Genomic DNA, 14,641 nt, shown 5'->3' on the forward strand with positions numbered 1-14,641 from the left:
AAAGCTCAGACCGCCTCCGCCGGGACCGATTCCAACGGGGTGATCCGAAGGTACGTGCGCCGCGTGGTAGCCGGCGGCCGCGCTGACAACCCCGCGGTGGTCAGCGGCTTCACCCTGGGCCTGTTGTTCACGCTGGCCGGAATCTACACCTTCGTCACGATGCTGCTTCCGACCCCGGCCGGGTTCCAGCCGGCGTCGGTGGCCCTGATCGCCGTGGTCGCGCTGGTCTGGGGCCTGGTCGCGATGGTGCTGCCCTGGGCGCGGATCCCACACCTGCTGCGGCTCGCCAACGGGCCGGCGGCGATGGCGGTGATCGCTCTGCACAACATCGCCGCCGGCCAGGACGCCTACCGCTACACGATGTTCTTCTTCCTGGTGTTTCTCTGGGCCGGCCTGTGCGAGGCACGCGGTCTGAGCCTCAAGATGAGCCCGTTCCTGGCGGTCGCGTACCTCGGCCCGCTGCTGGCCGACGGCAAGTCGGCGGCCGACCTCGCCTCGATCAGCTACGCCCTGCCGATCTACCTCGCCGTCGGCGAGGTCCTCGCCTGGCGCACCGAGCGGATGCGCCGCCTCCAGCGCCGGCTGCAGCAGCTCGCCCACCAGGACCCGCTCACCGGCCTGCCGAACCGCACAGTCTTCACCAGCGCCCTGCACGAGCACTGCGCCCGCCCCGAACCGGTCGCCGTGCTCTTCCTCGACCTGGACGGCTTCAAGCAGATCAACGACCGCCTCGGCCATGCGGCCGGCGACCAGGTGCTGGTCCAGGTGAGCGCGGCGCTGCGGGCCCACACCCGCCCGGGGTACGCCGACCTGCCCTGCCGCCTCGCCGGCGACGAGTTCGTCCTGCTGCTGCCGAACACCGACCTGCCCACCGCCCGCGCCGTAGCCGACCACCTCGAACACCGCCTCAACCAGCTGCACGCGGCCGACGGCACCCCGGTGCACGGCAGCGTCGGCGTCGCCGTCGGCACCGGCATGGACGCCGAGGACCTGATCGCTGCCGCCGACCACGCCATGTACACCGCGAAGAAGGCCAAACCGGTCAGCCGCCGAGCCGCCTGAGACCGATATCCTTCGACCGTGTCGCTCGTCCGTTCCGCTGGTCTGCAGAAGTTCCGGGAGACCGTGGAGGGACTGGGCGGCGATCCGGCGCTCTTCGCGCGGCAGGCCGGCCTGCCCGTCGACGCCCTGGATGCTGATGACCTGCTGATTCAGGACACCGCGCTGGCGGCCGTGCTGGAGATCGCGGCGGCGGCGCTGCGTTGTCCGGACCTGGGGCTGCGGGTGGCGGCGGCGCAGGATCTGAGCCTGCTCGGGCCGCTGGCCGTGGCCATCCAGCACTCGCCCTCGGTCGGCGACGCCCTGGAGTGCACCTCGCGCTACATGTTCGTGCATGCGCGGGACATGCACATCGCGCTGATCGCCGACCCGCAGGGTGTCGCGGGGGTGCGCGGCGTGCGGTACGTGTTCGGCGCCGGGGTGCGGCCGCTGCCGCAGGCCACCGACATGACCATGCTGTTCCTGCACCGGGCGGTGCGGTTCCTGGTCGGCGGGCAGTACGGGTTGCGCTCGGTGGACCTGCCGCACGAGCCGGCCGCGCCGCGGGAACGGTATGCGGAGGCGTTCGGCGCGGCGGTCCGGTTCGGGCGGCCGGAGGCGCTGCTGCGGGTGCCGGCGAGCCTGCTCAACCGGCCGCTGGAAGGTGTGGATGCCACGCTGCGCGGCCTGGCCCTGGCGTTCCTGTCCCGGCAGGCGCCGGGTGCGGGCACAGCGATGGCCTCGCGGGTCCGCGCGGTGCTCGCGCAGGCGCTGGGCACCGGGTCGACCGAGCTGGCCGACGTCGCCCGGCTGCTGGCCGTGCACCCGCGCACCCTGCAGCGTGAGCTCGCCGCCGAGGGGCAGACGTTCGCGGCCGTTCTGGACGGGCTGCGCCGGTCCCGGGCCCGCGCCTACCTGACCACGACCGACATGCCGCTGACCCAGGTGAGCCGCCTGCTGGGCTTCGCCGAGCAGGCGGTGCTGAGCCGGTGCGCCCGCCGGTGGTGGGGCACGAGCCCGTCGGCGTTACGCGCCGCCGCCCGCCGGCAGTTCCACGACGGCCACATCGTTCTCGATGAGGCTGCCGAGGACGAGCGTGCCGTCGTGCTCGGCCACCGAGGTGACGAAACCGTAGGAGCCGTCGTCGGCGCGCAGATCGTGGACCGGGTTGCCGGAGAGGTCGAAGGCCATCACCCAGGCGAGGATGGTGGCCTTGGGGCGTACCGCGTCGGGCAGGTTCCAGACCAGCACCCGCAGGAGGCCGGGTAGCGGGAGCAGACGGTCGAGCAGCGGATTGCGGGGTGCGACGATGCCGACCCAGAGCAGGCCGTCGCTGCCCAGGTACATGTTGTCGGGGAAGCCGGGCAGGTTGTCCACCAGCACCTCGGTGGTGCCCGCTTTCGCGCCGGTCAGCCAGTGCCGGCGGATCCGGTAGCCGGCCGTTTCGGCGAAGATCAGGTGGGATTCGTCGGGGGCGAGGACCAGGCCGTTGCCGAACTTCAGGTCGTCCAGCAGGGTGGTGACCGTGCCGTCCGGGTCGCGGCGCAGCAGCCGGCCGGTGCAGGAGTGTTCGAAGACGTCGCCGAGGTGGTTCTCCAGGTCCCAGCGCAGCGAGGACGAGGTGAACCAGATGGTGTCGTCGCGGCTCTGGACGACGTTGCTGGGGAACGGGGTCTGCACCAGGACGTCGATCGTGCCGTCCGGGCGTACCTCCAAGAGGCCTTTGTCGTGGTCGCAGACCAGGACGCCGCCGTCGGCGCGGGCGTGCAGACCCAGCGGGCGGCCGCCGGTCTCGGCCAGGACCGTACGCTCGCCGCTCGCCGGATCGATGCGGACCACGCGCCCGTCCTCGGTGCCCGCGATGATCCGCCCGGCGTGGTCGAAGACCACATCCTCGGGCCCGTGCCCGCCGGCCGGCAGCCGGCGTAAGACCTTGAGCGGGCCGGTCGGTCCGCGGTCGGCGATGGCCGGGGGCGCCCAGCGGCGCGGGCTGATCAGGCGACGGGCCATGCGGGGCTCCTCAGCGGTAGGTGAGCAGGCGCGGATCTGATTCCAGGTGGGTGTGCTCGTTGTAGGTGGACATCCACAGCCCGCGCCGCCCGGAGACCAGTTTCGTGACGCCGGTGTTGACGGCGACCCGGTTCAGCGCGGCCCACACGGTGGCGAGCGTGGCCGGGTCCGCGTCGCGGCCCGCGGTCAGCGTCGCGACGGCCAGCGCGATCGGCCCGCCGGAGCTGACCGCGACGATGTCGCGGTGCTGTCGCAGCAGCTCACCGGCACGTTCCAGGGCGCCGGCGATCCGCTGCCGGAAACCCGGGAACGACTCGGCGTACTCGGTGTCGAACTCGCCGGAGCACCAGCGGCCGGTGGCCGCCTCGAAGATCTCCTGGAACGCACGGCCGGGCTGTTCGCTGCCGGCCAGTTCGGCCGCGAGGTACGCCCGATCCCGGTACGCCGGACGATGAACCTCCACGACGTGCTGGAAGTCGAACTCGTCCCAGCCCGGGTCGGTGTGCACCGGCACGGCCGGCCCGCCGAGTCCGTCGAGGATCCCGCCGACCGTGCCCTGATGCCGGCGCAGCGACCCGCACAGCACCAGATCCGGCCGCAGACCGCGCTCGGCGAACGACTTGCCGAGCACGCGGGCCTGCTCACCGCCCAGCTCGGACAGCGCGTCGTAGTCGTCCGCGCCGAACGACGCCTGACCGTGCCGGACCAGCAGCAGCCGCCCCACGCCTACCTCCCCGCCCGGCGGATGATCCGCCGGCATCGTGCTTCGAGCATGAGGCAGGCTACCCAGTAGTAGCGGAACGCGGGGTTCGTGGTCTGCCGGTGGTGGTAGCGGTAGTAGATCTGCTGCACGATGACGGCCAGCCGGAACAGGCCGAACACCTCGTAGAACGCCCACTCCCGGTCGGTGAGCTCGAAGCCGCGGCGGGCGCAGTAGTAGTCGACGACCTCGCGGCGGGTCAGCATGCCGGGCGTGTGCGTGGGCTGGCGCCGGAACGCCCGGAACAGCGGCCCGTCGTCGGCCTGCACCCAGTAGGCGAGGGCGCCGCCGAGGTCCATCAGCGGGTCGCCGAGGGTCGCCATCTCCCAGTCGAGCAGGGCCACCGGCTTCATCGAGGGGTCGAAGACCACGTTGTCGAGGCGGAAATCGTTGTGGATCAGGCAGATGCCCCGGTCCTCCGGCTGGTTGTCGCGCAGCCAGGCCATCACCTTCTCGAACGAGCCGACGTTGCGCGTGCGTGCCGCCCGATAGCGGCGACTCCAGCCGTCGACCTGCCGGGACACGTAACCGGCGCCCTTGCCCAGATCGGCGAGACCGGCGGCCTCCGGGTCCACCGAGTGCAGATCGGCCAGCAGGTCGAGGACCCCGGTGCAGAGCTGCCTCACCTGGTCCGGAGGCAGGTCGAGGTTCTTGCGGGGAATGAAGCCGGCGACCCGCCTCATCACGTAGAACGGCGAGCCGATCACCGACTCGTCCTCGCAGTACGCGACCATCTCCGGCACGTACGCGAAGACCGGCGCCAGCGCAGACTGGATCCGGTATTCGCGGCCCATGTCGTGGGCGCCCGCCGCCTTGGTGCCGGCCGGCGGGCGGCGCAGGATCAGGTCGTCGCCGAGCTGGTAGGTGAGGTTCGAGGCGCCACCGGTGAACTGCTTGACCTCCGGCACCGCGTCGAGGCCCAGCCAGCGGGCGACCGCGGCGACGTCGAAGGCGTCCTCCGCACGGACCGGCCGGGGGCCGGTCAAGCCATTCTCCGCACGACCGACAACGGCAGCGCCCGCATGGCGACACCGATCGGAACCCAGGGCCAGGCCGGGACGTACGCCTTGACCTTGCGCTTCTCGATGGCGGCGACCATCGCGCGGACACCGACCGGCGTGTCCACCATGAACGGCGTCTTCTGCTGGACGTGCGCGTTCATCTCCGAGCGGATGTACCCGGGGTAGATCACCGACACGTCCACGCCACGGATCCGTTCCGAGCGCACCCCCTCGGCGATCGCGGCGACGCCGGCCTTGGTGGCCGCGTAGGTGGTCATCGACTTGCGCATACCGCGCAGCGCCGACATCGAGGAGATCAGTACGAGGTGACCGCGCTGCTGCGCCCGGAAGATCTCCAGAGCCGCCTCGGTCTGGGCCAGCGCCCCCACGAAGTTGACCATCGCGGTGGCCCGGTTGGCGTCCCACCGGCCACTGCCGAGCGGAGCGCCCTTGCCGAGACCGGCGTTCACGACGACCCGGTCGATGGCGCCGAACTCCGCCGCGAACTCCCGGAACACCCGGAACACGGCCTCGTCGTCGGTGACGTCGAGCGCCCGGACACTCACCCGGACCCCGCTCAGTTCGTCCCGCAGTTTCTCGAGGCGATCGGTGCGCCGCGCACACAGCGCCAGGTCGTAGCCGAGCGCGGCGAACTGCCGTGCCATCTCCTCGCCCAGCCCGGCGCTCGCACCGGTGATCAGGACTACGCCCTTGCTCATTCGTTCGACTCCATGATCTTCGTGCCGGTGGCGAACATCCGGCGGTCGTAGAGGACACGCGCGAGCCGCTTGGTCCAGAAGGCGATCCGGGCCGGGCGGTCGGGCATGATCAGAAACTTGCGGGCGTCCACGGCCTGCAGAACCCGGGCGGCGATCTCGTCCGCGCCCAGCGGCGCCTTGTTGATCAGTCGGGTGGCGACCTGCACCATCATCGGGTCGTCGGCGGACATCGACGCCGCCAGGTTGGTGCGGAAGAACGTGGGGCAGACGACCGAGACGCCTATGCCGTACGGATGCAGCTCGTGCCGCAGCGTCTCGGAGAGCGCGACGACCGCCGCTTTCGACGCATTGTAGGAGCTCATCGCGGGCGCGTGCACCAGCCCGGCGGCCGAGGCCACGTTCACGATGTGGCCGCCGCGCTGCTCCTTGAACAGCGGGGTGAAGGTGCGGCAGCCGGTGACCGCGCCGAGCACGTTGACGTTCAGGACCCGTTGCCAGTGCTCGGCGCCGAGCCGGTCGATCCGGCCGCCGGCGGCGATGCCCGCGTTGTTGACCAGCAGGTCGAGGCCCTCGAACTGTTTACGCACCCGCAGCAACGCGCCCGCCCAGTCGGCCTCGGAGGTGATGTCGAGGGGCTGGAACGAGACCGCGCCGTCCGGCAGGACGTCCGGTTCCTTCACGTCCGTGATCAGCACCTGGTCGCCGCGTTCCGCGCAGCGGGCGGCGAGGGCGGCGCCCAGGCCGGACGCGCCGCCGGTGATCAATACGCGCCTCACCGGCTCGCTCCGTGCTGGACGAGCTCGATCCGGGCGATCACACCGCGGTGCACCTCGTCCGGGCCGTCGGCGAGCCGGATCGCCCGGGCCGCGGTCCACGCCGACGCGAGCGGGAAGTCACTGGACAGCCCGGCGCCGCCGTGGATCTGCATGGCGAAGTCGATGACGTCCTGGGCGACCCGCGGCGCGGCCACCTTGATCTGGCTGACCTCCGACAGCGAGGCGAGCGGGCCCTCGGTGTCGAGCTTCCAGGCGGCGTGCATGATCAGCAGCCGCAGCGAGTTGATGGCGATCCGGGCCTCGGCGATGCGTTCCCGGTTGCCGCCCAGGTTCACGAGAGGCTTGCCGAAGGCGACCCGGGACAGGCCGCGCTCGCAGGCCAGGTGCAGGGCCCGTTCGGCGAGCCCGACCAGGCGCATGGCGTGGTGCACGCGGCCCGGGCCGAGCCGGCCCTGCGCGATCTCGAAGGCGCGGCCGGGGCCGGCGATGACGTTCGACAGGGGGACGCGTACGCCGGTGAACGACACCTCGCCGTGCCCGAAGGGTTCGTCGAAGAAGCCCATCGTGTCGAGCATCCGTTCGACCTGGACGCCGGGGTGGTCGATCGGGACCAGGACCATCGAGTGCCGGGCGTAGCGGTGGGCCTCCGGGTCGGTCAGGCCCATCACGATCAAAACCTTGCAGTCCGGGTGGCCGACGCCGGTGGTCCACCACTTGCGGCCGTCCAGAACGACCTCGTCGCCGTCGACGACCGCGGTGAGCTCCATGTTGGTGGCGTCGGAGGAGGCCACGCCGGGCTCGGTCATCGCGAAGGCGCTGCGGATCCGCCCGTCCAGCAGCGGGTCGAGCCACTGTTCCTGCTGCTCGGGGGAGCCGTAGCGGAGCAGCACCTCGGCGTTGCCGGTGTCGGGGGCGTTGCAGTTGAAGACGTACGGCGCGAGGTGGGACCAGCCGGTGGCCTCGGCGATCGGCGCGTACTCGACGTTCGTCAGGCCGGTGCCGTGCGGGCCGTCGTAGTCGTGCGGCAGGAACAGGTTCCACAGGCCCTGGGCGCGGGCCCGGCGCTGCAGCTCGCGGACCTGCTCGGGGACCTGCCAGCGGTCACCGCGCGCACGGCGCAGCTCCTGCTCGACCGGTTCGATCTCGTCGCGGACGAAGGCCCGGACCGCCTCGGTCAGCTCGGCCGCGCGCTCGGACGGGGTGAAATCCATGCGCTCACGCTAGGGCCTCAACGGCCACGAGGACTTGATCCGGAGCGACAAGCATTTGATCCCGCGCGACACGCCCCGGGTGACCATCTGCCTGAGCGCGGCGGCGGCGCTGGGGCGTCTCCCCGTGGCCGGTCGCATGGGCTGGGCGGGACTCTTCGTCGCGCGTACCCCGCTGGTCATGCGGCCTGGCGGTGACCCGCATCGATCATCGCGTCGATCGCCTCGGCCGGCATCGGCCGGGCGAAATGGAAGCCCTGCGCGTGCGGATAGCCCAGCTCGACCAGCCGCCGGGCCTGCTCCTCGGTCTCCACGCCCTCGGCCACCAGGTCCAGGCGCATGGTCGCGGCGATGCCGGCCAGCGCCGTGACGATGGCCTCCTGCTGCGGGGTGCCGCCGAGCCCGTCCACGAACGACTTGTCGACCTTGATGGTGTCGACCGGGCAGGTACGCAGCAGGCCCAGCGAGGAGTGCCCGGTGCCGAAGTCGTCGAGGGCGATGGTGATGCCCTGCGCGGAGAGCGCGGCGACGGTGGCCAGCGCGTGGCCGCCGCCGAAGACCGCGGTCTCGGTGACCTCGACCGTCAGGCTGGCCGGCGGCAGGTCGTGCCGGGCCAGCACCGCGGCCACGGTGGCGGGCAGGCGCGGGTCGAGCAGCTGCCGGGCGGAGACGTTCACACCGACCCGGGGCGCGGCCGGGCCGTGCTGCCGCTGCCAGGCCGCGGCCTGCGCGCACGCCGTCTCCAGGATCCACATGCCCAGGTCGGTGATGGCGCCGGTGTCCTCGGCGACCGGGATGAACTCGGCCGGTGACACCGTGCGGCCGTCCCGCCGGGTCCACCGGATCAGCGCCTCCACGCTGGAGATCTGCCCGCCGGGCAGCGTCACGATCGGCTGGTAGAGCAGGTGGAACTCGCCGTCGGCGAGGCCGCGGCGCAGGTCGGCGGCCATCTGGCTGTGCCGGGTCACCTGCTGTTCCAAAGCGGCGTCGTAGCGGACCGCGACCGGACCGACCCCGTCCATGGCGGCGCGCAGCGCGATGCCGGCCCGCCGGTACAGGTCGGGCGCCTCGGCGCTGCGGCCGTCGGCGAGGCCGACCGCGACGTCGATCAGCACCTCCTGCCCGTCGACGTGCAGCGGTTCGCGGCCCAGGGCGAGCAGCCGGTCGATCTGGTCCTGCTCCGCCGCGCCGGGCAGCAGCAGGCCGAACTCGTCGCCGCCGACCCGGGCCACCACGGCCTCGGTCCCGGCCACCGCGGTCAGCCGGGCCGCGAACGTGGAGAGCAGCATGTCGCCGGCGGTGGTGCCGAGGCTCTCGTTGACCGAGCGGAACCCGATCAGGTCGATCAGCGCGACCGTCCGCGGGCCCGTGCGGTCGCTGATCGCCGCGGCCAGGTGCCGCCGGTTGTGCAGGCCGGTCAGCTCGTCGTGCTCGGCACGGTGGGTCACCGCGTTGAGCAGGATGTTGTTGTCCGCCAGCGCGAACGCCTGGCGGGCGGCGACCAGCACCAGCATCAGCGCGGCGCCGCCCACCAGCAGGCCGCCGATCCGCCCGGTCACGACGAAGACGGTCACCACCAGCGCGCCGGCCAGGACGCTGGCCAGCAGCGGCATGATGGTGCCGCGCCGGTAGGCGAGCTGCGGGTCGGCCGGCGCCGAGGATCGACTGGTCAGAGCCCAGGCGAGGGCGCACATCGGTGCGGCGGCCGGGAGCACGGCGGCGCTGCCGTTGAGGTACGGCCACGGCCGCAGGACCTCGATGAGGATGACCGACAGCGGCGCCGCCACGGCGATCGGGCTCAGGAACCACAGCGCCGGCCACGGCATCGGGTTGCTGCGCGACATCATCGCCTTCAGCACGATGACCATGCCGGCGCCGGTGATCGCCAGGACCGCGATGTTTAGGCGCACCGCGGACGGCTCGCCGGCGAGGTGGCGGCCGAACCAGGCGAGGTACTCCGAGGCGGCCATGCCAGCGGCCAGCGCGACGACGGCCACGTCCAGAACCGCGGTGGCCCGCTGCCGCCAGGTCCGCTTGCCGGCGGGCAGGCGCACCATCGTGGTGGCGGCCACCGCCGAGGCGATCATGTAGATCACCATGGTGCGGACGCTGACCGGCGGCACACCGGTGTTCGGCAGGGTCAGCACGTCGATCGTCTGGCTGACCGCGGCGGCCAGCATGCCGGCCACCGCCAGCGAGAAGCGCTTCCAGAACGCGCGCAGCGGTCCGTCGACGGTCCGGGCGGCGTGCCGGCAGATGACGAAGGCGACGATCAGTCCGAAGGCGGCGACGATCCAGACCAGCACCTTGGGCAGGCTGATCTGCGTACCGAGGGCGATGAGGCCGATCTCCGCCAGCATCGACGCCGCGGCGGCCACAGCGGCCGCACCGACCCTCATGCCGTCTCCTTCGACCCGTATCCGCCACGCGCGTTCGGTATATCGGCCACCGATCCGCCGGGTTGAGAGAAGCTCAGGCCGCACGGCTGGTCTTGCCCGCGTACATGGCGGCGTCGGCCCGGGCGATCAGGGCCTCCCGGTCGACTGCGTCGCCTGGTCGCGCATGGGCGGCGCCGATGGTCACGCCGACCGAGACCGGACCCACCGACAACCGCATCGGTACGCGCAACGCGTCCTGAATCCACTCGGCCAGATCGCCGCCGTCCACCTCCCGGCGGACCACCAGGAACTCGTCGCCGCCGAGCCGCGCCACCAGGTCACCGCAGGTGGTGACGTCCTTCAGCCGCTGCGCGACCACCTTCAGCGCCTCGTCGCCGACCAGATGCCCGTACCGGTCGTTGATCGGCTTGAATCCGTTCAGGTCACAGAGCAGGACCGTCACGCCGGGCAACTCGCCCCGATGCACCCCGGCCAGCGCCCGGTCGATCTCGGCCATCACCTGCCGCCGGTTGCACAGACCGGTCAGCTCGTCGTGCGAGGCCTGGTAGGCCAGGGTCCGTTCGGCGTTCTCCCGCTGCACGGTGAGCCGGTGGATGCGCAGCAGCACCAGCGGGATGACCAGCAGCGTGCCGATCGGCAGCAGCAGGTTGGCCGAGTCGTTGCCCCGGAACGTCTGCACCGCGGTGAGCAGCGGATTGATCGCCAGCGCGGCGGCCAGCCAGCCGAGATCCGGACGGCCGTTGCCGACCGGTGCGGCGCCGGGCTGCGGTTCGGTGACGGCGAAGACGCCCGGGTGCAGGGACGCGGCGGCCAGGGTGAGGAAGGCGAGCGGCCACAGCTGCGCCGCCAAGGCCGGCTGCGGCGAGCCGCTGCTGATCGCCACCAGCGTGATCGTGGCGGTTACCAGCAGGTAGGCGAGCGGAGCGCGGGCCGGGCCGGCCGTGCGGACCATCCGGATCAGGCAACCGACCACCCCGCACAGCACCAGGACGTCGATCAGCATCAGGACCTGGCCGGTGGTCGAGGCGCCGGCCGGCAGGTGCGGCTGGATGCCCCAGACCCACACCGGGCCGCCGGCGCAGAGGCCGACCAGGGCGGCGTCCAGGATGCCGCCGGCGTCCTCGGCCATCCGACGGCGCAGGCCGAGGGCGGCGCCGAACAGGAACAGGCCGTGCGCGCTGGACAGGATCAGGTCCGGCAGGTCACCCTCGGCCCGGCCGAGATGCCCGTCCCGGACCCAGGCCGGCCAGCACAGCTGGGTGATCAGCAGCAGGGCCAGGCCGCCGACGGCCATCAGCCAGGGGCGCCGCAGCGGCAGGTTCCCGGAGCGCAGCGCCAGCACGAAAGTCACCGTGGGGGTCGCGGCGACCAGGGTCTGCACGACCGGCTGACCGGTGTGGCCGGCCCACCGGTACGCGAGAGTGGCGGCCACCGCGCAGACCACGAAGAAGACGTGCACGGCCCAGGCGGGGGCGGTGGCACGCAGCCGGCCCATGCGGTCTCCCTCCCACGACTCCGACCCGCTCTGATCGGCGGTTCCGCCGGTCAGCTGAGGGAAGTCGTCCTGCGGGCCAGCGCCTCGGTCAGGCACCGCAGCAGCTGCTGGACGGCGGGGGAGCGGCCGCCGGTGCGGGTGGTGGCGTAGATCTGCCGGGCCAGCCCGCCCGGCCGGTCGATCGGCAGGTAGCCGAGGCCCCGCTGGGCGGTGGCGGCGAGCTGCGGCACCAGCGAGACACCGAACCCGGCGGCGACCATCGCCAGGACCATCGGGTAGCTGTGCACGCGTACGCTGATCCGCGGCTCGAAACCGGCCGCGCGGCACGCCATCTCGGTCGCGGCCTGAAAGCCGGTGCTGGTCAGCGCGCCCACCCAGTCCGCGGCGGCGAAGTCGGTCAAGGCCACCGGGGCCGGTTCGGCCGGCATCAGACTTCGGGGTACGGCGAGCAGCATCGGCTCCCGGTAGAGCGGCCGTTGGGTGAACCCCCGCAGGTCGGGGCGGGACAGCGGCGTGTACTCGTGGGTGACGGCAAGGTCGATCTCGCCGCTGCGGACCCGGGGGAGGGCCTCGTTCGACTCCAGTTCGGCGAAGTGCAGCTCGACATCGGGGTGCCGCCGCCGGAACGTGTTCAGCGCCGGAATGACGAAACTGATGCCGGCCGTGGCGAAGGCCGCGACGCTGACCCGGCCACCGCGCAGCTCGGCGACGTCGCGGACGGCCCGCTCCGCCTCGGCGAGCGAGGCCAGCAGGGGTTCGGCGTGCTCGGCGAGGACCCGGCCGGCCTCGGTGAGCCGGACGCTGCGGGCTGAGCGTTCCAGCAGCGTGGCGCCGAGCTCGCGTTCCAGCGCCGCCAGCTGTTGCGACGCGGCAGCGGCCGTACACCCGGCCCGGGCTGCAGCGGCTGCGATGGTTCCGGTGATCGCTACGTCCCGGAGCAGGCTCAGGCGGCGAGAATCGAGCATAAGCTGAACTTACGCTCAGCGCTGTTGTGGCCCATTGTTGTTGCGCTGAGCGCGCGGCAGCCTGAGCCGGTGCCTCTCGATCCGCATCTGCTCATCGCGTTCACCGTGGTCACCGTCATCGCCACTCTCTCGCCCGGTCCGGACATGCTGTTCGTGCTGAGCTGCGGGATGCGCGGCGGCCCCCGGTCCGGGTTGCTCGCCACCGCCGGCCTGGCCACCAGCGAGGTCGTCCACGTCGCAGTCGCCGCGGCCGGCCTGACCGCGTTGTTCACCGCGGTCCCGCAGGCTTTCACGGTCCTGCGCGTAGCGGGCGCGGTCTACCTCGCCTACCTGGGTATCCAGATGATCCGCCGCCGGGGTGCCACCCTGCTGATCGCAGCCCCGGCGCTGTCCGACCGGCGCGCCTACCTGATGGGCTTTCTGACCAACCTCACCAACCCCAAGATGATCGCCTTCTCGGTGGCCTTCCTGCCCCAGTTCGTCGACCCGTCCCTCGGGCCGGTCGGGCTCCAGTTCGCTGTGCTCGGCGCCATCCTGATCAGCCTGGAGTTCCTGATCGACGGCTCGGTGGGCCTCTTCGCCGGCCACATCGGCACGTGGCTGCGCCACCGCCGCACCCTGGCCCGCCGCATCGACACCGCCACCGGCGGCATCCTCATCGCCCTCGGCTTCCGCCTCGCCCTGGACCAGTAGCCCCTCGCGCTGCCGCGCCCCGCGGCGGGGCCTGCCTCTTCCGCGCAATTGCCTCCCGCGTCCCAGCTGCCGCGCCTGCCGTGCCTGCCGTTCTCCTTCTCCGCTGCATCCGTGGCGATCTTGGGCGATTTGCCACGCTCAGGGGTGGTCGCGCGCCCAAGATTGACAACCGCGGCGTCGAACCGGCCAGCCATCACGTGACCGCCCCGGCGGCGGCCCCCTCAGCTGGCACCGGGTCAGGCCGTCCGGTTTGGCCGGCGCGAGCGGGCATCATCGGCCGGCGCGGGTGGGCGTTAGCGAGTGGAGGGGTCAGCGCGGGCAGGCGCCGAAGTGGGTGGGGCCGGAGCGGCGCAGCAGTTCGGTTGCCAGGACCTCGTCGGCGACGGCGCGGCCCACGCTCAACCCGGCCTGGTTGCTGAATTCGAAGTGCTGGCCGCCGTACACCCGGGATCGGCCGGTCTCCGCGGCCGCGGCCGTGAAGCTCCGGTAGCTGCGCGCCGCGCCGCCGGGCGCCGAGTCGGTGACGTGACTGAACGGGATCGCGTCGCGGCAGAAGAAGCCGGCCAGCACGGCCGCGCCGGCCCCGCTGTACGAACTGTGCCCGGACACGTACTCCGGTGTCCCGCCGACGCTGCCGGCCCGCGCCGACCAGGCCGGATCCGGTACGGTGACCGGGTTGCCGTCGGTGTCTCCCTCGCGGATCGCGGTGGTCGGGCGCCAGTGACGGTACGCGTACTTGGTGCCCACGGTCGCCACGGTCGTGTCCGCGAGCGACATGGACAGCAGCGCGGTGAGCCGGGCCTGTTCGGCGAGCGGCAGGTGCCGGTCGGCCGCGACGGTCAACCCGATGCGCAGCCATTCCCCGGGCGGCTGATCCGAACCGGCGGGCAGCGACCAGTACTGGTAGGTGGCGAGCAGTTCGGCGTCCGGCAGTGCGGCGTTGCCCAGGACGGCGACCTCGGCGTACGCGGCAGCGTAGGGGAGGCTGGTCAGCGCCGGAGGTGGGCCGGGGATGTATCGCGCCGGGTCGGCCACCGCGAACGGGCGTACGTTGCGGTATTGCGTGCCCGACCAGGCCGCCCGGAACACTCCGGGCCCGGTGCCGGCCGGCTGGGACTCGACCGGCGTGGAGCCGTCGCCGGTCCGGGCCGTGACCACCGACTCGCCGACTTCGCGGCCCCACTCCGCGCCGCTGGTCACGCCGCCGTGCAGGCGGGCCAGGTCCGTGGCAAGCCGGGTGTCGTAGTCGGCGGTGTGGGGCGGGACGAGACGTACCAGCACCGCGTGCGCGGCGGAGGCCGCGGCGGCCTGCGGATTGCCGCCCCGGGGTCCCGGCCCTGGGACCAGCGCGTGGGTCCGCCCGCCGGCCAGTCCGTTCACGGCGTCGTAGATCGCGACGTTGACCATCGCGTAGAGACGGGCGGCGTCGGCGTCGGTGGCCCGGGCGGTGCGCACGGCGTCGAGCGCGAACCCGTTCCACACCCGTACGGCGTCGATGTCGGCGCGGACCGGTTCGGCGGTGACCACCGGCATGCCGATCAGCGTCAGTGCTGCGACGTACACCAGTTTGTTCACCG

12 protein-coding genes and 1 pseudogene are annotated in these 14,641 nt (G+C 72.4%); 3 read left to right on the plus strand and 10 right to left on the minus strand.

Annotated elements, in window-relative coordinates; all coding sequences use genetic code 11:
• The first annotated feature begins 54 nt into the window (after positions 1-54).
• Both OHA21_RS07410 and OHA21_RS07415 read left to right on the plus strand, forming a co-directional pair.
• On the plus strand, positions 55-1,062 hold the full coding sequence (locus tag OHA21_RS07410; RefSeq protein WP_328471515.1) for a GGDEF domain-containing protein: 1,008 nt from the start codon (positions 55-57) through the stop codon (positions 1,060-1,062).
• A gap of 63 nt (positions 1,063-1,125) precedes the next feature.
• Positions 1,126-2,013, plus strand: a pseudogene (locus OHA21_RS07415) (AraC family transcriptional regulator ligand-binding domain-containing protein); the annotation flags it as partial.
• A 51-nt stretch (positions 2,014-2,064) separates the two neighbouring features.
• On the opposite strand, the gene OHA21_RS07420 reads toward OHA21_RS07415, so the two are convergent.
• The 9 genes from OHA21_RS07420 to OHA21_RS07460 all read right to left on the minus strand — a co-directional run bounded on the left by OHA21_RS07420 (position 2,065) and on the right by OHA21_RS07460 (position 12,371).
• Entirely contained in the window at positions 2,065-3,048 is a 984-nt protein-coding gene (locus OHA21_RS07420; RefSeq protein ID WP_328471516.1) for an SMP-30/gluconolactonase/LRE family protein, read from the minus strand.
• A gap of 10 nt (positions 3,049-3,058) precedes the next feature.
• On the minus strand, positions 3,059-3,772 hold the full coding sequence (locus tag OHA21_RS07425; protein ID WP_328471518.1) for a histidine phosphatase family protein: 714 nt from the start codon (positions 3,770-3,772) through the stop codon (positions 3,059-3,061).
• A gap of 2 nt (positions 3,773-3,774) precedes the next feature.
• Positions 3,775-4,794 carry a phosphotransferase family protein gene (locus OHA21_RS07430; protein WP_328471520.1) on the minus strand — a complete coding sequence of 340 codons (1,020 nt, stop codon included), beginning with the start codon at positions 4,792-4,794 and terminating at the stop codon, positions 3,775-3,777.
• Positions 4,791-5,528: an SDR family oxidoreductase gene (locus OHA21_RS07435; protein ID WP_328471522.1), complete on the minus strand. Its 738-nt coding sequence runs from the start codon at positions 5,526-5,528 to the stop codon at positions 4,791-4,793. Before OHA21_RS07435 ends, OHA21_RS07430 begins: the two co-directional genes overlap by 4 nt.
• Positions 5,525-6,304 carry an SDR family NAD(P)-dependent oxidoreductase gene (locus OHA21_RS07440; protein ID WP_328471524.1) on the minus strand — a complete coding sequence of 260 codons (780 nt, stop codon included), beginning with the start codon at positions 6,302-6,304 and terminating at the stop codon, positions 5,525-5,527. The genes OHA21_RS07435 and OHA21_RS07440 overlap by 4 nt, the downstream gene beginning before the upstream one ends.
• On the minus strand, positions 6,301-7,515 hold the full coding sequence (locus tag OHA21_RS07445; protein ID WP_328471526.1) for an acyl-CoA dehydrogenase family protein: 1,215 nt from the start codon (positions 7,513-7,515) through the stop codon (positions 6,301-6,303). Before OHA21_RS07445 ends, OHA21_RS07440 begins: the two co-directional genes overlap by 4 nt.
• A gap of 176 nt (positions 7,516-7,691) precedes the next feature.
• Complete coding sequence (locus OHA21_RS07450) at positions 7,692-9,911, minus strand: putative bifunctional diguanylate cyclase/phosphodiesterase (RefSeq protein WP_328471528.1); 2,220 nt, start codon at positions 9,909-9,911, stop codon at positions 7,692-7,694.
• A gap of 73 nt (positions 9,912-9,984) precedes the next feature.
• Positions 9,985-11,406, minus strand: coding sequence for a GGDEF domain-containing protein (locus OHA21_RS07455; RefSeq protein ID WP_328471530.1), 1,422 nt, complete (start codon positions 11,404-11,406; stop codon positions 9,985-9,987).
• A gap of 50 nt (positions 11,407-11,456) precedes the next feature.
• On the minus strand, positions 11,457-12,371 hold the full coding sequence (locus tag OHA21_RS07460) for a LysR family transcriptional regulator (protein ID WP_328471532.1): 915 nt from the start codon (positions 12,369-12,371) through the stop codon (positions 11,457-11,459).
• A gap of 69 nt (positions 12,372-12,440) precedes the next feature.
• On the opposite strand from OHA21_RS07460, the gene OHA21_RS07465 reads away from it, so the two are divergent.
• Positions 12,441-13,064: a LysE family translocator gene (locus tag OHA21_RS07465; RefSeq protein WP_328471534.1), complete on the plus strand. Its 624-nt coding sequence runs from the start codon at positions 12,441-12,443 to the stop codon at positions 13,062-13,064.
• A gap of 309 nt (positions 13,065-13,373) precedes the next feature.
• Here OHA21_RS07465 and OHA21_RS07470 read toward each other — a convergent pair whose 3' ends face one another.
• The gene (locus OHA21_RS07470; RefSeq protein ID WP_328471536.1) at positions 13,374-14,639 is read right to left on the minus strand and encodes a vanadium-dependent haloperoxidase; all 1,266 of its coding nucleotides are present in this window, start codon (positions 14,637-14,639) and stop codon (positions 13,374-13,376) included.
• Positions 14,640-14,641: the final 2 nt, after the last annotated feature.

The sequence above is a fragment of the Actinoplanes sp. NBC_00393 genome (genome assembly GCF_036053395.1).
GTDB lineage: Bacteria > Actinomycetota > Actinomycetes > Mycobacteriales > Micromonosporaceae > Actinoplanes.